Source organism: Paenibacillus sp. JT31N11, from assembly GCF_056269285.1.
In genome coordinates this window covers 55311-70680 of the sequence record NZ_JBWDNQ010000002.1, presented here as the reverse complement: position 1 = coordinate 70680, position 15370 = coordinate 55311, and the positions used below count along the sequence as shown (strand labels likewise).

Annotated in this window: 16 protein-coding genes; 14 read left to right on the top strand and 2 right to left on the bottom strand. The window is 51.7% G+C overall.

Translation table 11 applies throughout. The annotated features are described in order from the left end of the window. The first annotated feature begins 2 nt into the window (after window positions 1-2). The 9 genes from AC0YNV_RS08250 (at window position 3) to AC0YNV_RS08210 (ending at window position 8549) form a co-directional block, all read left to right on the top strand. Window positions 3-518, top strand: coding sequence for a hypothetical protein (locus tag AC0YNV_RS08250; RefSeq protein WP_475767465.1), 516 nt, complete (start codon window positions 3-5; stop codon window positions 516-518). Window positions 519-848: 330 nt separating this feature from the next. Further along, the gene (locus AC0YNV_RS08245) at window positions 849-1835 is read left to right on the top strand and encodes a zinc-binding dehydrogenase (RefSeq protein WP_475767464.1); all 987 of its coding nucleotides are present in this window, start codon (window positions 849-851) and stop codon (window positions 1833-1835) included. Window positions 1836-1885: 50 nt separating this feature from the next. Beyond that, complete coding sequence (locus AC0YNV_RS08240) at window positions 1886-2428, top strand: GNAT family N-acetyltransferase (protein ID WP_475767462.1); 543 nt, start codon at window positions 1886-1888, stop codon at window positions 2426-2428. A 199-nt stretch (window positions 2429-2627) separates the two neighbouring features. Beyond that, window positions 2628-4349, top strand: coding sequence for a spore germination protein (locus AC0YNV_RS08235; RefSeq protein WP_475767460.1), 1722 nt, complete (start codon window positions 2628-2630; stop codon window positions 4347-4349). Further along, window positions 4300-5418 (top strand): GerAB/ArcD/ProY family transporter, encoded by a 1119-nt coding sequence (locus AC0YNV_RS08230; protein ID WP_475767458.1) that lies wholly within the window; start codon window positions 4300-4302, stop codon window positions 5416-5418. The genes AC0YNV_RS08235 and AC0YNV_RS08230 overlap by 50 nt, the downstream gene beginning before the upstream one ends. After that, complete coding sequence (locus AC0YNV_RS08225; protein WP_475767456.1) at window positions 5387-6628, top strand: Ger(x)C family spore germination protein; 1242 nt, start codon at window positions 5387-5389, stop codon at window positions 6626-6628. The genes AC0YNV_RS08230 and AC0YNV_RS08225 overlap by 32 nt, the downstream gene beginning before the upstream one ends. Before the next feature lie 23 nt (window positions 6629-6651). Then, window positions 6652-6855 (top strand): CLC_0170 family protein, encoded by a 204-nt coding sequence (locus AC0YNV_RS08220; RefSeq protein ID WP_210039772.1) that lies wholly within the window; start codon window positions 6652-6654, stop codon window positions 6853-6855. A 197-nt stretch (window positions 6856-7052) separates the two neighbouring features. Further along, the gene (locus AC0YNV_RS08215; RefSeq protein ID WP_475767454.1) at window positions 7053-7571 is read left to right on the top strand and encodes a DinB family protein; all 519 of its coding nucleotides are present in this window, start codon (window positions 7053-7055) and stop codon (window positions 7569-7571) included. A 12-nt stretch (window positions 7572-7583) separates the two neighbouring features. After that, complete coding sequence (locus AC0YNV_RS08210) at window positions 7584-8549, top strand: aldo/keto reductase (RefSeq protein ID WP_475767452.1); 966 nt, start codon at window positions 7584-7586, stop codon at window positions 8547-8549. Window positions 8550-8640: 91 nt separating this feature from the next. On the opposite strand, the gene AC0YNV_RS08205 is transcribed toward AC0YNV_RS08210, so the two are convergent. Continuing rightward, window positions 8641-9402: an SDR family oxidoreductase gene (locus AC0YNV_RS08205; protein WP_475767450.1), complete on the bottom strand. Its 762-nt coding sequence runs from the start codon at window positions 9400-9402 to the stop codon at window positions 8641-8643. A gap of 161 nt (window positions 9403-9563) precedes the next feature. Between AC0YNV_RS08205 and AC0YNV_RS08200 the strand changes: the two genes are divergently transcribed. Next, window positions 9564-10154 carry a TetR/AcrR family transcriptional regulator gene (locus tag AC0YNV_RS08200; protein WP_475767448.1) on the top strand — a complete coding sequence of 197 codons (591 nt, stop codon included), beginning with the start codon at window positions 9564-9566 and terminating at the stop codon, window positions 10152-10154. Window positions 10155-10160: 6 nt separating this feature from the next. Here the strand turns inward: AC0YNV_RS08200 and AC0YNV_RS08195 are convergent, their stop codons facing one another. Beyond that, window positions 10161-10907, bottom strand: a complete 747-nt coding sequence (locus AC0YNV_RS08195) for a YwaF family protein (protein WP_475767446.1) — start codon at window positions 10905-10907, stop codon at window positions 10161-10163. A 170-nt stretch (window positions 10908-11077) separates the two neighbouring features. Here AC0YNV_RS08195 and ilvD point away from each other — a divergent pair, with 170 nt between their 5' ends. The 4 genes from ilvD (at window position 11078) to AC0YNV_RS08175 (ending at window position 15298) form a co-directional block, all read left to right on the top strand. After that, on the top strand, window positions 11078-12772 hold the full coding sequence (ilvD, locus tag AC0YNV_RS08190; protein WP_475767444.1) for a dihydroxy-acid dehydratase: 1695 nt from the start codon (window positions 11078-11080) through the stop codon (window positions 12770-12772). 180 nt (window positions 12773-12952) lie between these two features. After that, entirely contained in the window at window positions 12953-13492 is a 540-nt protein-coding gene (locus AC0YNV_RS08185; RefSeq protein WP_475767442.1) for a DUF1697 domain-containing protein, read from the top strand. A 111-nt stretch (window positions 13493-13603) separates the two neighbouring features. Next, window positions 13604-14302, top strand: a complete 699-nt coding sequence (locus tag AC0YNV_RS08180; protein ID WP_210039780.1) for a response regulator transcription factor — start codon at window positions 13604-13606, stop codon at window positions 14300-14302. A gap of 3 nt (window positions 14303-14305) precedes the next feature. Continuing rightward, the gene (locus tag AC0YNV_RS08175; protein ID WP_475767440.1) at window positions 14306-15298 is read left to right on the top strand and encodes a sensor histidine kinase; all 993 of its coding nucleotides are present in this window, start codon (window positions 14306-14308) and stop codon (window positions 15296-15298) included. The last annotated feature ends 72 nt before the right edge of the window (window positions 15299-15370 follow it).

Below are 15370 nucleotides of genomic sequence, written 5' to 3'. Positions count from 1 at the left end.
GTATGAAAAAATTATCATTATCTACAGCCGTAATTGCAGTCGTTCTGGCATTCTCCATCCCGAGTGCAAATGCCGTAGGCAAGGGAGAAAGCGCGCCAGCCGGGCAGTCAGCTGAAACGGTCACCGCTTTTATCAATCATATTGATCACAAGGAAGGCAAGCTGTATCTGACAGTCGACGATATTCAATGGTTTGAGGGGGCTGCCGCCGATGAGGCCTTTCTCGAGAATGAACCGGATTCCGGAATGGACGGCGCGCCGGATGGCTATTATATTGTCAATTCCGATAATCAAACCAGAGCGGTCGAGATCGATCCAGACGCGCAGGTAGAGATGCAGATATATGATCAGGATGGTGTGCTGGAAGATCTTCAGCCCGTCTTTAATCAGGCAATTCCGCTCGAGAAGTTTAATGTTATTTTTGCAGATAAGCATATCGTGGATTTGAGCGGTTTTCCTTATCATTTGACGATCAAGGACGGGAAGGTAGTCCGCATCGTTCAGCAGTATATCCCTTAATTGTCAGCTTGCGGCTATACATAGTCCCGCTCGGTTACCGAGCGGGTCTTTTTTTGCCTTATAGAATGTGTAAGTTTCACTTTTATCGATTTGGGGCACTTCGGCTAATCGGAGAAAATGCAAGGTCCTGCCGCTTCCGAATAGACAATGCCGAGCGATTACCTATACAATGGAAACAGGGCCCTTATCCGGTCCTGTTTTTTCCTTAGTTAGATGAATTATGGGCAGAATAGCATTTTATCTGAACGAAGCAGGTTTTACGGCGTAAAACTTAAAGCTTCTGTTTGTGAAGCAAGTTTTACTGCGCAAAACACACAGGAGGTAACCGCTATGAAAGCACTTGTATGGAACAGACCGGGAAAACCGGAATCCCTGGAAACGACGGAGCTGCCGGTTCCGGCGGCCGGACCGGGTGAAATCCGGGTCAAGGTAATCGCGGCCGGATTGAATCCGGTTGATTACAAGCTCGCTTTGAACGGCCATCCCGCATGGGTGTACCCTTTTGTCCCGGGCGTGGATGTTGCGGGCGAAGTAGTGGAGATTGGGGATGGCGTGACGAAGTGGCAGATTGGCGACCGCGTTGTTTATCATGGCGATTTTACCAAGCCGGGCGGATATGCTGAATTCAGCGTGACCACCGCACATACAGCTGCGCGAATTCCTGAAGGCGTCTCCTTCGTCGAGGCGGCGGCTTTTCCATGCGCTGGCCTGACCGCTTATCAGGTGTTATTTCGCAAAATGCATATGCAAGCGGGTCAATCGATCCTGATTCATGCCGGCGGAGGAGGCGTAGGCGGATATGCCATTCAGCTTGCCAGGCTTGCCGGAGCATCATTGATCCTGACAACGGCATCCCAGAAAAGCATGGAGCATGTGAAGGCGCTTGGTGCCGACGTCGGAATAGATTATAATAAGGAGGATACGTACAGCCGGATCAGAGAGCTTACTGACGGGGCCGGCGTGGATCTGATCCTGAATTCCGTCAACCGCGCAACCGCCCAGGAGGATTTGTCCGCTTTGAAGTTCGGGGGGCAATTAGCCTGCATCGCGGGGGCTCCGGAAACCGTAGCGGATTTTCAGCCCTCCTCCAAGACGTTCACGCTGCACAAAATCATGTTAAGCGGGGCACATGGATCTGGAAACCGGGAGGCCGAGGAGGATCTGGCAGCCATGGCGGACGAGTTTATGGCCTTGATGCTGGAGAAGAAGATCAAATCGATGGTCAGTGAGATTATCTCGCTGGAGCAGGTGCCGGAAGCGCTGACCCGATTATCGCAAAGACATGTTACTGGGAAAATAGTTCTTCTCCTTCAATAGGAGCAAGGAGCTCCAATACAGCAGGGGGTGCCGGTACGAGCCATTTGATTATGATAACATCAGCTGATTTGAACCATCCGTTATGGCCAGAGGCGCTGCGGATTTATCACGGAGCTTTTGCGCAGGAAGGCCGGAAATCCGATGCGGTGATCAAGCGGATGTTCGACAAGCATTTGTGTTTTCTGCACATCGGGTCGATTAATCAGGAAGCGGCCGCTATGGCGATATCCGCCAGAAGCGATGACGGCAGGGTGCTGGTTATCGATTATCTTGCCGTTCGGGAGGACCTGCGGGGTCAAGGTGCGGGAGCGGACTTCGTCCGGGCCATTTCCCGCTGGGCGCAGGAGGAGCAGGCTCTGGAGGGAATCGTTATTGAGGCGGAAGCGGATGAGACGGCCATAAACGCCAGCCGGATCCGCTTTTGGGAAAAATGCGGATTTACCTTAACGGATTATGTCCATCATTATAGATGGGTCCCTGAGCCTTATAGGGCCATGTTCAACTGGTTTGAGCCTGGCAGCGGTCTGCCTGTTGATGGAGAAGCTTTATTCCGCTATATCATTTCATTTCACCAGAAAGCTTATGCCAAATGAATACGAATATATAACGGACTGCCGCGAGGCAGTCTTTTGTCTGATCAGGCCAACCGGCGGTTTCCGGTTGGCCTTTTTTTCTGCCTCACAGCGTTACAGGCCAGCATGCATAATCGAATGAAATAATTGGAAGCCTATCAGGGAGAAGAATATCGATGATGAGCAAGCTTTCTATTCCGGTATGTGAGGGGGAACGGATATGTCCGTCTGGAGATCCATGATTAATAGATCCAAGCAAAAGTCAAATCATATCCAAAGGTCTGATCAGTCACGAAGGAAAATAGAGACGCCCAACAAGATTATGGAGAAGCTGGGGGATGAGCCTACTCATCGGTCAATTGATGAAACGGTTCTTTTCTTGCAGGAATTGCTTAAAGACAGCGATGACTTCATTATCCGTGAATTCGATATTCACGGCCATTATCCGGCGGTTTTGTTCTATTACTTCAGTTTGGCCGACAAAACGCAAATCAATGAGGACGTGCTGCGGCCTTTGATGAGGATTGTGGAGACGCCAGAGGAGGAACGCAAAACCCCCAAACAGCTTGCGGAGATGATTAAGCGGCAGACGCTGACTTACAGTCCCATCAAGACGACCTCCAAGATCAGCGAGCTGGTGGATGGCATCTCGAGAGGATCAACGGTCCTTGCCATAGAAGGTCTGGATGAAGTGCTCATTATGGGCTGCCGGGATATTGGCAAGAGAGCGATCGAGCAGCCGCCGACCGAGCAGGTGATTCAAGGCCCCAGGGAAGGGTTCATCGAACATCTGGACGACAACCTGGGCTTGATCCGTTACCGGCTGATGACCCCGGATTTGCGGGTAAAGGTGATTACGCTTGGACGGGTGACCAAAACCGATGTCGCGATTACGTATCTGGACGGGATTGTAAATCCGGAACTGGTTCAGGAAGTGGAAAAGCGGCTGTCCAATATCGATATCGATGGAATTATGGATGCCGGCTATTTGGAGCAGTTCATCGAAGACAACTATCTGTCCCCGTTCCCTCAGGTGCAGAATACCGAGAAGCCCGATAAAGTCGTTGCCAATCTGCTGGAAGGAAGGGTTTCCATTCTGGTGGACGGAACGCCCTTCGCGCTTATAGTGCCGGCGGTGTTCAACCAGTTCTACCAGGTAACCGAGGATTATACATCGCGTTTTCTGCAGGGCAGCTTCATCAGGGTGGTGCGTGTCATAGCGTTGGTTTTTTCTCTCATATTTCCATCGTTATATGTTGCCATCATCTCCTTCAATCCCGAACTGATTCCTACGGAGTTCGCCGTTGCCGTAGCCGGGGGGAGAGCGGGAGTGCCGTTCCCGTCTTTTTTTGAGGTGCTTATTGTCGAGATATCCATGGAGGTGCTGCGGGAAGCTACCATCAGGCTGCCGCAGCAGGTCGGTGGTGCATTATCCATCGTAGGCGTGCTTGTTATTGGCCAAGCGGCGGTTGCGGCCGGATTCGCAAGCCCGATTACCGTTGTCGTTATCGCGCTGACGACAATCGGATCGTTCGCAACGCCTGCCTATAACTCAGCCTTCGCGCTGCGTATGCTGCGGTTTCCGCTGATCATCATGGCCGGTATGTTTGGTTTGTATGGCGTCGTCATTGGCTTAATCGTGATCGGGAATCATATGCTTTCCCTGAAATCCTTCGGTATTCCGTATATGAGCCCGGCAGTTCCGGTTGATATGCAAGGCTTCAAGGATTTGGTTACGCGTGCTCCGATCTGGTCGATGAAGCTGAGGCCCGCGATGCTCCATTCTCCTGATCCGACCCGGGTAGGGGAGAAGTCGCAGCCCAACCACGAACAGCAATCCAATGTGCTTGATCCGATGCAGAATACCGAATCGGAGGAAGGAGGGAATCAAGATGGAAGCTCGTCAGATAACGATGGTTCAGGCGGCAGCAGTTATCGCTAGCACCATCATCGGGGTCGGTGTGCTTGAACTGCCCCGTCTGTCCGTTAATGCCATGGATTCAGGAGCTCCATTGTTTACGCTTATCGGAGCTCTTATCGGACTAGTCGGATTGATACTGACAACCGTGCTGGGCGTACGTTTTCCCAGAAAGTCGTTGATTCAATACAGTGAAGACATTATAGGCAGATGGCTTGCCCTGGTTATCAATATGGCGCTCGTCATTTTCTTCTCCATTCTGACCGCCCTGGCCTCGCGCGAGTTTGGTGAGGTGGTCGTGACCTCCGTATTGAAGCGCACTCCGCTGGAAGTTACGGTGATCATGATGCTGCTGCTGGCAGCGGTGATTGTAAGAACGGATATCGCCACATTTACCAGCGTCCATCTGTTCTATTTGCCTTTTATGTTTGTTCCGGGAATTGCCATTGTTATTTTTTCGCTCAAAAATGGTTTTGCCTTAAACCTGCTTCCGATATGGGGAAACGAGCACCATCAGATATTCAGCGGCCTGCTGACGATAGCGGCGCTGTTCCAGTGTTCCTTCGTCATAACATTGATTATTCCCTTCATGCGCTCCCCCAAAAGAGCGTACGCCTCGATGCTATGGGGTTGGGGAATATCAGGCGTTTTATATCTGCTGATTGTAATTGCGGCAGTTGCCGTATTCGGCCCGGAAGAAATTAAAGTATTGATGTGGCCAACACTGGAGCTGGCGAAAACGACTGCTCTTCCCGCCAATATCCTGGAAAGACTGGATGCGGCATTTTTGGCTGTTTGGGTAACCGCGGTTTTCACGACGCTGTTCTCAAGCTATTATTTGACAATAAAATCCATTACGCAAATGTTCCGTCTCCGCGATCACAAGATGTTCTCTTATTTTCTGCTGCCATTTATCTTTCTGAGCGCCATGCTGCCGCAAAGCGTGCTGCAAATGTATGATTATATTGATATCGTTGGCCAAACCGGACTCATCCTTACGATTGGGTATCCGTGTCTGCTATTGATGCTGGCCATGATCCGCAAGAAAAGGGGCGAAGGGAATGTCGGTTCAGACCATCAAAAGAACCTGTAGCTCAATTCTGCTTGTGAGCATCTTCGTTCCTTTGCTGACGGGCTGCTGGGATCGTCTGGAAATCGAAGAGCGGGCAGTTGTGCTTGCTATAGCGATTGATGTTGCAACTCCTCAAGGGGAGGAGGAGGAACCGGAGGTGGCCCATGTCAAGGACTCCATCCCGGAGCCGGAGGGCATCGGGTACCAGCTTACCGCTCAAATCGCTGTGCCGGGACGTATTCCGCTGGGGCCAAGCAGCGAAGGAGGAGGCGGGTCCGGGGCTTCGCAGAAGCCGGTCTGGATTTTGTCGGCAAGCGGACATACCATGGATGATGCCATGAGTGTGCTGCAGCAGCAGCTGGCGGATAAGCTGTTCCTTGGCCATCTTCGCGTCATTATCGTATCCGAGAAGGTAGCCCGCGTGGGACTTGAGAATTTGAATGATTATCTGAGAAGAAATGCGGAGGTGCGAAGACTCGCATGGCTCAGTATATCCAAAGGCAGAGCCGAGAAGGTGGTAAGGGCGGCTCCGCAGCTGGAAAGGGTTCCTGCGCTTTATTTGCTGGCCATGTTTGATCATGCTGTGGAGATGGGCAAATACCCTAATGAATTTATCGGGATATTCTGGAGCAAGAGTACGAGCAAAGGGGTAGAGCCGATTCTGCCGCTGCTCAATATGAACAGGGAAGGAAGCATTGAAGTCGCCGGACTTGCCTATTTTAAAGGGGATAAAATGGTTGGAAGCACCAAGCCGCTTGAAATCGGCTTTTATATGGCTTTGACCGGCAGGAAGCGGGGAGGTTACACAGCCTTTATTCCAAGGCGCAAGGGCAGCCAGGACATGATTATGATCAGAGCCACGCAGCGAAGAACCAGAACGCAGGTATCTGTGAAGGATGGAAAGCCGCATGTGCAGGTGCATGTGCTCCTGGAAGAGGTAATTGAGGAGAATGCGAACGAGAACTCCAGCATCGACAAACAAGCGAGCCTGGAGGAGCTTGCTGTCACCTCGGCTTCCATGACTGTGAAGGGAACCACGGAATTTGTTAAGCAATTGCAGGCAGCAGAGTCGGATATATTCGGCTTTGGCGAACAGTTTCGGGCGAAGATGCCGGGTTACTGGAATCGCAATATCCGGACGGATGAGAAATGGACGGAGACCTTCAAGACCTTGTCCGTCGATATTCAATGCCAGGTGCGGATGCGGAGGGTCGGGATGAAGGCAAGCTGATTTTTATCAAATGAGGTGATGAATTGCTTCAAAATGTGGGGTATGTCAATTTTATTATTTTGACTTTTATTGGCTCGGGTTACTTGATTCTTCGCTTCGATGGACGAAAGCAGGCCAAGGACAAGCTGCAAAAGGAGCATAAAATTGCACATGTGCTGGGATGGGTAAATATCGGTCTGGGCAGCTTGACGCTTGTTATTAATATTGTCACGGCTATCGTGACCTGAGCGGATTATCACAGGCGGCACCGCCGATCCAGAGTGTGAATGAGGGTATACATGGAGGGAAGGACTAGGGATCTGCATGATCCCCGGTCCTTTTTAATGAAATTGCTTTTGAATTCCTTGTGTTAGGTTTATAGTGGATACATCGGAACATCTGTTTTTTTGCTGGAACCCCAATATGGAAGGATGCGAAAGCCCTTATGACTTATCGGTTATCAAAGCAAGATTATGACCCCTATTTTGGTACGTACATAGGCTTAGTGCCGGATGGGAGTGTCACGAAAATTCTTGAACAGCAGCTGGGGGAAACGCTGGAGCAGTTCAGGAATTTGTCTGAGGATCAGGGGAGTTTCAGATATGCGCCGGGTAAATGGAGTCTGAAAGAAGTCATCGGCCACATCTCGGATACCGAAAGAATCATGAGCTACCGGCTGCTGCGGATTGCCAGAGGTGACAAGACGCCGCTCCCCGGCTTCGAGCAGGACGATTACGTGGAGGCAGCAGATTTTGATTCGCGTTTATTGTCTGAATTAATGGAGGAATACACTCTGGTGCGGCGGTCCACTTTATGTCTGCTGAAGGGGTTGTCCGGGGATGCCCCGACCAGAAGGGGGATTGTCAACGGGAAGGAAATCAATGTTCTCGCATTGGCTTATATCATTGCCGGTCATGAGCTTCATCACAGGAAGATCATTAACGAGAGATATGGAATCGAATAGGAGGAAACACGAATGAGCCGAATCACGATCAAGGGAACCGATCTCTCCCTGCTTCCTGTCGCGCTGGGCACGGCGGATTATGGAACGGCTGTAACCCTGGAGCAGTCCTTCCGCCTCCTCGACCAGTTTGTTGATGGCGGAGGCAGCGTAGTGGACAGCGCCCGTGTCTATGCGGACTGGCTGCCTGACGGTCACGGGATGAGCGAGAAAACGGTCGGAGCCTGGCTGAAAGCCTCCGGCAAGCGGCAGCAAATTCAGATCTCCACCAAGGGCGCCCATCCCGATCTGTCGACCATGAACATATCCAGGCTGTCGCCACGGGATATTGTTTCCGATCTGGATGAGAGCCTAGCCGCTCTGGGCGTCGATGAGATTGATCTGTACTGGCTGCACCGGGATGATCGGAACAGACCGGCCGGCGAAATTCTGGAAACCTTGAACCGGCTTGTGCAGGAGGGTAAAATCCGTTATTTTGGCTGCTCCAACTGGCGTTCCGACCGTATAGAGGAAGCTAATGCCTATGCGAGGGATAAAGGAATTCAAGCTTTTTTTGCCAGTCAAATTCAATGGAGCCTCGCCGAAGTCAATGAGGAGGCTATTGGCGACCGCACGATGGTGGTAATGGACAGGGCGGAGCTGAATTTTCATAAACGATCGGAAATGGCTCTTTTCGCCTTCACGTCGCAGGCCAAAGGTTTTTTTTCAAAAATGGCGGCAGGCGGAGCAGAGTCTCTGCGGGATTCCACAAAACAAACCTATTATAACGAGATCAATTTGGGCAGGCTCGGGAGAGCGCTGGAGCTGTCCGGGCAGCTGTCGGTTCCGGTATCCGCCATTGCCCTTGCTTATCTGATCAGCCAGCCATTCCCGGTTATTCCAGTCATCGGCAGCCATACCCAGACCCAGATTGAAGAGGCTCTGCAGGCGGCAGAAGTCAGGCTGACACCCCAAATGGTCAAATATCTGGAAGAAGGCTGACGAGCATCAGATCTTGACGGCAGGCTCTTGTAAAAGCAAAAACACCTCTTTTAGCAAGAGGTGTTTTTGCTTTTTTTAAAGTTTTACAGGCTTAGTAAGCGGTCCAGCCTGCGTCCGCAGTCACCACGGTGCCATTAATGTAGCTGGCATCATCGGAGGCGAGGAACAGGGCGACAGGGGCAATTTGAGCGGGATCAGCCGGCTCGGCCCGGTTCAGGCCCATACCGGCCATGGCGTTTTCCATACCGTAAGGATCCGGGGTTTGCATGGTGGTGCCGATGTTGGTTGCGACAGAACCGGGAGCAATGGCGTTGCAGCGGATTCCAGCCTTGGCATATTGGAAGCCGACGTTTTTGGTCAGACCGACGACGCCGTGCTTGGAGGCTGTATAAGCGAGTCCCGCTCTTGAACCAAACAGCCCGCCGATTGAGGCCGTATTGACGATGACCCCTTTGCCTTGCTTGATCATGATGGGCAGCGCCTTGCGGATCGCTCTCATTGGGCCGGTAAGGTTAATATCTAGGACACGGTTCCACAGCTCGTCCGTCAAATTTCCGGCAGCAACCATATTGTCCATAATGCCTGCGTTGTTTACCAGAATATCGAGAGAACCGAAGCTGTCCACTGCCTGATCGATCATCCGCTGTACATCCTCTTCCTTGGACACATTGGATATGACCCCGACAGCTTTGCCGCCTACAGCCGTAATTTCCTGAACAACGCTGTCTACCGCATCGCCATTCACATCAGCGACAATGACGCTGGCCCCCTCCTGGGCAAACAAAAGCGCCATGGCCCGTCCCATTCCTGACCCTGCGCCTGTGATGACGGCTGATTTGGATTGAAGTTTCATCTAAATCCCATCCCTTCGATTTCAAAAAGTTGTTTGTGTTAAGGGTGTTATCTATAATGATAGCAACAGCTTTCAAATGGTCAATGACACAACAAGCGATTCAGTCGTTTTTACGACAGAAGCCGGGAATCTGTCAATTAATGTTTACGGGTGGTTATAGAATGTTGAAGCACGGGAGTGTTTATCCGGATATCCGCGTTATGCGGACGCGCGCGCTGCTAATAGAAGCCCTGCTGGGCTTGATGATGGAAAAAGGATTTCATGAGCTGAAAACAAAGGAAATTGCCGATCGTGCCGGTATCAACCGGGTCACATTTTATGATCATTTCTCCTCCAAAGAGGAGCTGCTGTCAGAGGTAATGGACGGAACTCTGAACGAATACGCGGCAATAATTGATCAAATGTCCGCCATTTCGGCTCCATCCCCGACGGATTTGTTCCTTGCCGTCCAGCTGTCAGTCAGGCATATCAAGGATAATGCGGCTTTCTATAAAGTCATGCTCCTGACGCAGGGGGTCCCGGAGTTCGCATCCAGATTCCATGAGCGCATCTACCAGGCCATGAACAACAGCTACCGGAAAGCAGCCCCGGTTAATACCAAGGTAAACCCTGAGCTTTATATCAACTGGATAATTGGCGGGGCTATCGGCGTATTTACGTATTGGCTCAAAAATGATCTGCAGCCCTCGGAAGAAGAGATAATGGAGCAAATTCTGATGATTGCCGAATCGACGAGCAGGCTTCTGCTGTAGAATTGCTTATTTTTCGGAGGATGACTGGACCCTCTTCTTCCTGACGTGAGAAGGTATGGCAACGAAAGGCAGATATAGAATCAGGAACAGCACCAAAGCCACGCCCTCCAGCGAAAGCAGGTACCAGGGATAGGGGCCAAGGAAATCGAGGAGCGACGCGGAATCGGGCTTTCTGGAGAGAAACATGTAATTCCCCCCGGTTGCGGCATTAACGAACAGGACAACAATAAGCAGAGCATTCAGAACGATCATGGTAAGCCCTATGGATTTCAGTGTCGGCCGGAACCGCTCAACCCATACCATATAGAGAACGGCCAGAATAATGGCAATATGGGCGGTGAAAAATTCAATGAAGCGAAAATGGGGATAGCCGTAATCAAGCGCCGGCGTAAGCAAGGCCTGAATGGCTCCGCCGATTCCCGTAAAATATGCGATTTGAAAAAGCATGCGGCTTCGGGTCAGCAGCATCAGGATGCACAGATACAAGGTGATGCTGCACAGCTCAAGCGGCAGAGAGCTTTTCACCTGATACACGGATTCCGCGGTATACCAGATATTCAGCGATGCCTCGCAGATCACTAATACAGCCGCCAGAAAATACCGGCCGTTCCGGTTCCGGCTGCCCTTCTGAAGCCAGCCGCGGAACAGATACAGCAGGATAACGGCCAGACCGAAAATAAGGAGAGCGAACAGATGCGGCGGAGAGTAGGCCGTGAAGGCCGCTGCCTGTTTGACATCAAGAAATCGATCCATTGGCTTTTCCTCCTGGTTTGAAAAATGTTCCATTACTTTATATTATCTTATGGAGGCGGAGAATAGCATCGGGAAACGGTATACTTTTTTCGGCGAAGGGCAGAATGTTAGCGGCAGTATTAATAAAGGAATAACGGATATAAAGGCGATGGAGAAGGAGTGGTGGAAAAATGGCGGATAATCAAGATCTGAGGATTCGAAGCATCGTGATCAGCGAGGGCGTCAACCGGGTTCCAAACCGTGCGATGCTCCGTGCTGTGGGATTTAATGATGACGATTTCAAAAAGCCGATGATCGGCGTTGCCAGCACCTGGAGTGAAGTGACGCCCTGCAATATGCATATCGACCATTTGGCGAGGGAAGCCAAGAAGGGCGTCCAGGCCCACGGCGGCGCTCCGTTGATCTTTAATACGATCACCGTGTCAGACGGAATATCGATGGGGCATGAGGGGATGCTGTTCTCGCTTCCCAGCCGGGAAGTGATTGCCGATTCCATTGAAATTGTGACCCAGGCGGAGCGTTTTGACGCGTTGGTTGCCATCGGAGGGTGCGACAAGAATACCCCGGCCTGCCTCATGGCGATCGGGCGCATGAATTTGCCTGCCGTCTATGTATATGGGGGGACGATTCAGCCCGGCAAGCTTGACGGCAAAGACGTCGATATCGTTACGGCCTTTGAAGCGGTAGGACAGCATCAGAACGGTCAAATCAACGATGAGCAGCTGCATCAGGTGGAATGCCGGGTATGCCCGGGTCCTGGCGCTTGCGGGGGCATGTATACCGCCAATACGATGGCATCCGCTGTCGAAGCCATGGGTATGAGTCTGCCTGGATCGTCTTCCACGCCCGCGATTTCGCCCGATAAAGCCCTGGAATGCGCGGAAGCGGGAAAAGCGGTGCTCAAGCTGCTGGAGAAGAATATCCGTCCGCGCGATATCATGACCAAAAAAGCTTTTGAGAATGCGATCACGGTCGTAATGGCGCTTGGCGGCTCGACGAATGCCTTCCTGCATTTGATTGCAATGGCGCATTCCGTCGGGGTCGATTTGAAGCTTGACGACTTTGAGCGTATCCGTTTGAAGGTGCCGCATCTGGCGGATTTGAAGCCAAGCGGCAAATATGTCATGCAGGATCTCAATGACGTGGGCGGCGTCGCCGGCGTCATGAAGCTGCTGCTGGCTGAAGGACTGCTCCATGGCGATTGTTTGACTGTCACGGGAAGAACCCTGGCTGAGAATTTGGCGGATGCCCAGCCATTGGCTGACGGACAAGCCGTCATCCGGCCTTTCGATAATCCGCTTAAGCCGAGCGGTCCGCTCGTCGTACTCCGGGGCAATCTGGCTCCCGAGGGTGCCGTAGCCAAGATGTCGGGACTGAAGAATCTCCGCTTCTCCGGACCTGCGCGCGTGTTTGACAGCGAAGAAGAGACGACGCAGGCCATTATGAATGATGAAATACTGAAGGGGGACGTCGTGGTCATCCGTTATGTCGGTCCCAAGGGAGGCCCCGGCATGCCGGAGATGCTCTCTGTAACAGCCATGATCGTTGGGAAAGGACTGGGTGGGGAAGTAGCCTTGATGACAGACGGAAGGTTCTCGGGAGGCTCGCACGGTTTCGTTGTCGGGCACGTCTCTCCCGAGGCCCAGGTTGGCGGCCCCATCGGTTTACTGCGGGATGGGGATATGATTACAATCGACAGCGAAACCCGGGAGATTTCGTTTGCGGTCTCCAACGAGGAATTGGAACGACGCGCGCTGACCTGGACCAGGCCCGTACCCAGATTCACCACAGGCGTTCTGGCCAAGTACGCACGCCTTGTTTCGTCCGCATCGACCGGGGCTGTGACCGATTTGAATCTGGATTAACCAATAGGAAAAGCAAATCCTTGCCATCAAGAGCCTCTGGTCCAGTGGACCAGAGGCTCTTGTTATGCCGGGGCTGTTTCTAAGGGCGAAGAGAGGCCATATCGATGCAGGCTTGTTTCCATGAACGGGAACGTGTTACGATTTTGCATATGAAAAGTTTGCAGGGAAGGGGAATTGAGCATGACCACTTATATTGCTTTGCTCCGCGGCATTAATGTCGGGAAGAAACAGATCAAGATGGATGTACTGAAAAGCATTATGGAATCCCTGCCTGTCCAGAAGGTGCAAACCTATATCCAAAGCGGAAATGTGGTCTTTCAGGCACAAAAGAAGCAAACGAAGCTATTGTCCGAAGAGATCGGGAACAAGCTTGCGGACTCGCTCTCATTCGATGTGCCGGTGATCGTGCGTACCATGGATGAGCTGGACGAGGTCATCGGCAGCAATCCATTTGCCTCTTACGGCAATGACGACGAGGGGAAGCTGTATATTGCGTTTCTTGCCAATGAACCGGCTGCAGAGTCCATTCAGCATTTGCTTTCCTTCCAGAACGGGACCGACGAGCTCCGCGTCCAGGGAAAGGAAGTTTACCTCTGGTGCCGCACCAACTATGGAACTACCAAATTCTCCAATACCTTTCTCGAGAAGAAGCTCAAGGTGAGCGCAACGACCCGCAACTGGCAAACCGTAAACAAGCTGGCGGCAATGTGCAGAGCTTGATTGGATACCCGTGAATAGTTGGCCTCCGCGTGCGCAGGCATGCCGGGATGTCAATAAAGACGGGAAAATGATTTTACCCAAAAGGATCGCCTCAGAGAACGGAGAATGCCGATGTTCAAGTTATTTATTGTTGAAGATGACAAGGGACTGGTGGGCTTGCTGCAGGAGCATTTGCATAATTTCGGTTACGAGACCAGGGCCGTTATGAATTTTGAAGCGGTTCTGGCTGAATTCGAGCAGTTCGAGCCGCATCTTGTGCTGATGGATGTGAATTTGCCCAAATTCGACGGTTACTATTGGTGCAGGCAGATCCGCAGCAGCTCGACATGTCCCATTCTGTTCATCTCCGCCCGCGAGAGCAAGATGGATCAGGTGATGGCCCTGGAGAACGGCGCGGACGACTATATTACCAAGCCCTTCGATTATGAACTCGCAACCGCCAAGATCCGTAGTCTGCTCCGCCGGGCTTACGGCTCCTATGCCATTGCCGCTAACGAGAGGACCATTTCCGTTGCCGGACTTACGCTGGATGTGGAGCGGCTGCTGCTTTCCCTGCATGATGTGAAAATCGAGCTCAGCCATACGGAAGCGAAGATCATGGATGAGCTGATGAAGAAAGCGGAGAAAGTAGTCAGCCGGGACCGGCTGCTGGACAAAATATGGGATGAGCAAACTTTTGTGGACGATAATACGTTGAATGTATATGTGAACCGTGTCCGCAAGAAGCTAACGGCTCTGAATATTCACGATTCGCTTCAGACGATTCGCGGCCAGGGGTATCGGCTTTACCCGAACTGGGGGAGTGAGTAAGGCATGAAGCTATTCTTCCGCGAGCAGCTGCCCTTTATCTATTTGTATTTCTCGCAGCTGCTTGTTATCGGTTTTATCTATTGGCTGGACGGTTACCGTCATACGGCTGTCAGCTTATATGCGGGCCTGCTGGGCACCTGCATGCTGATTGGCTACCTGGCTTTCCGGTATATCACAAACCGCAGTTTCTATGAGCGGCTCGAGCAGCCGCTCGCCTCGAATGAAGATTTGTTCAAAGCCCGCCATCAAACCCCTCTGACTGAAAGCCTGCAGGCTCTGCTCAAGAGCCAATTCCGGCACTACCAAACGGATCTGCTGCAGTATAAGCAGCGGATTGAGGATCATATTCAATTCATCAACCAATGGGTTCACCAAATGAAAACGCCGGTGTCGGTCATTCATTTGATGATCCAAAACGAGGATGAGCCCCGTTTTACAGCCATCGGCGACGAGATGGACAAGCTCAAAAAAGGTCTTGAGATGGTCCTGTACACTGCCCGTCTGGACATGTTCGAGCATGATTTTTATGTGGAGCAGCTTGATCTGGAAGCCATCGTGCGTGCAGCGGCCAGCAGCCAGAAGCGCTTGTTTATCCGCCGGCGTATTTTTCCGGTCATTCATATCGAGGGGAAGCTTGCAGTCGCCTCGGATGACAAGTGGCTGTCCTTTGTCATCAATCAGATCATTACGAATGCTGTCCGTTATACGGCACAGGACAACCGTCATCTTTATTTCCGGGGATTTTCCGGCACGGAAGGAACAGTTCTGGAAATACGCGATGAAGGGGTAGGCATAGCCGAAAGCGATCTGCCGCGTGTCTTCGATCCCTATTTCACCGGGGAGAACGGGAGGCAGTTCCAGGAGTCGACGGGAATGGGACTCTATCTGGTGAACCAAATCTGTGAAAAGCTGGGCCATGACGTGAAGCTTGAATCCACTGTCGGGCTGGGAACGACGGTCCGGATTCTTTTCAAGTCTTACAAAGCTGTAAGCTAATGTAATCTTGAACGATAGCAGAGACTTCTCCTGCCTTTATATAATAAGGACATTCCACTGCACAAGGAGTTA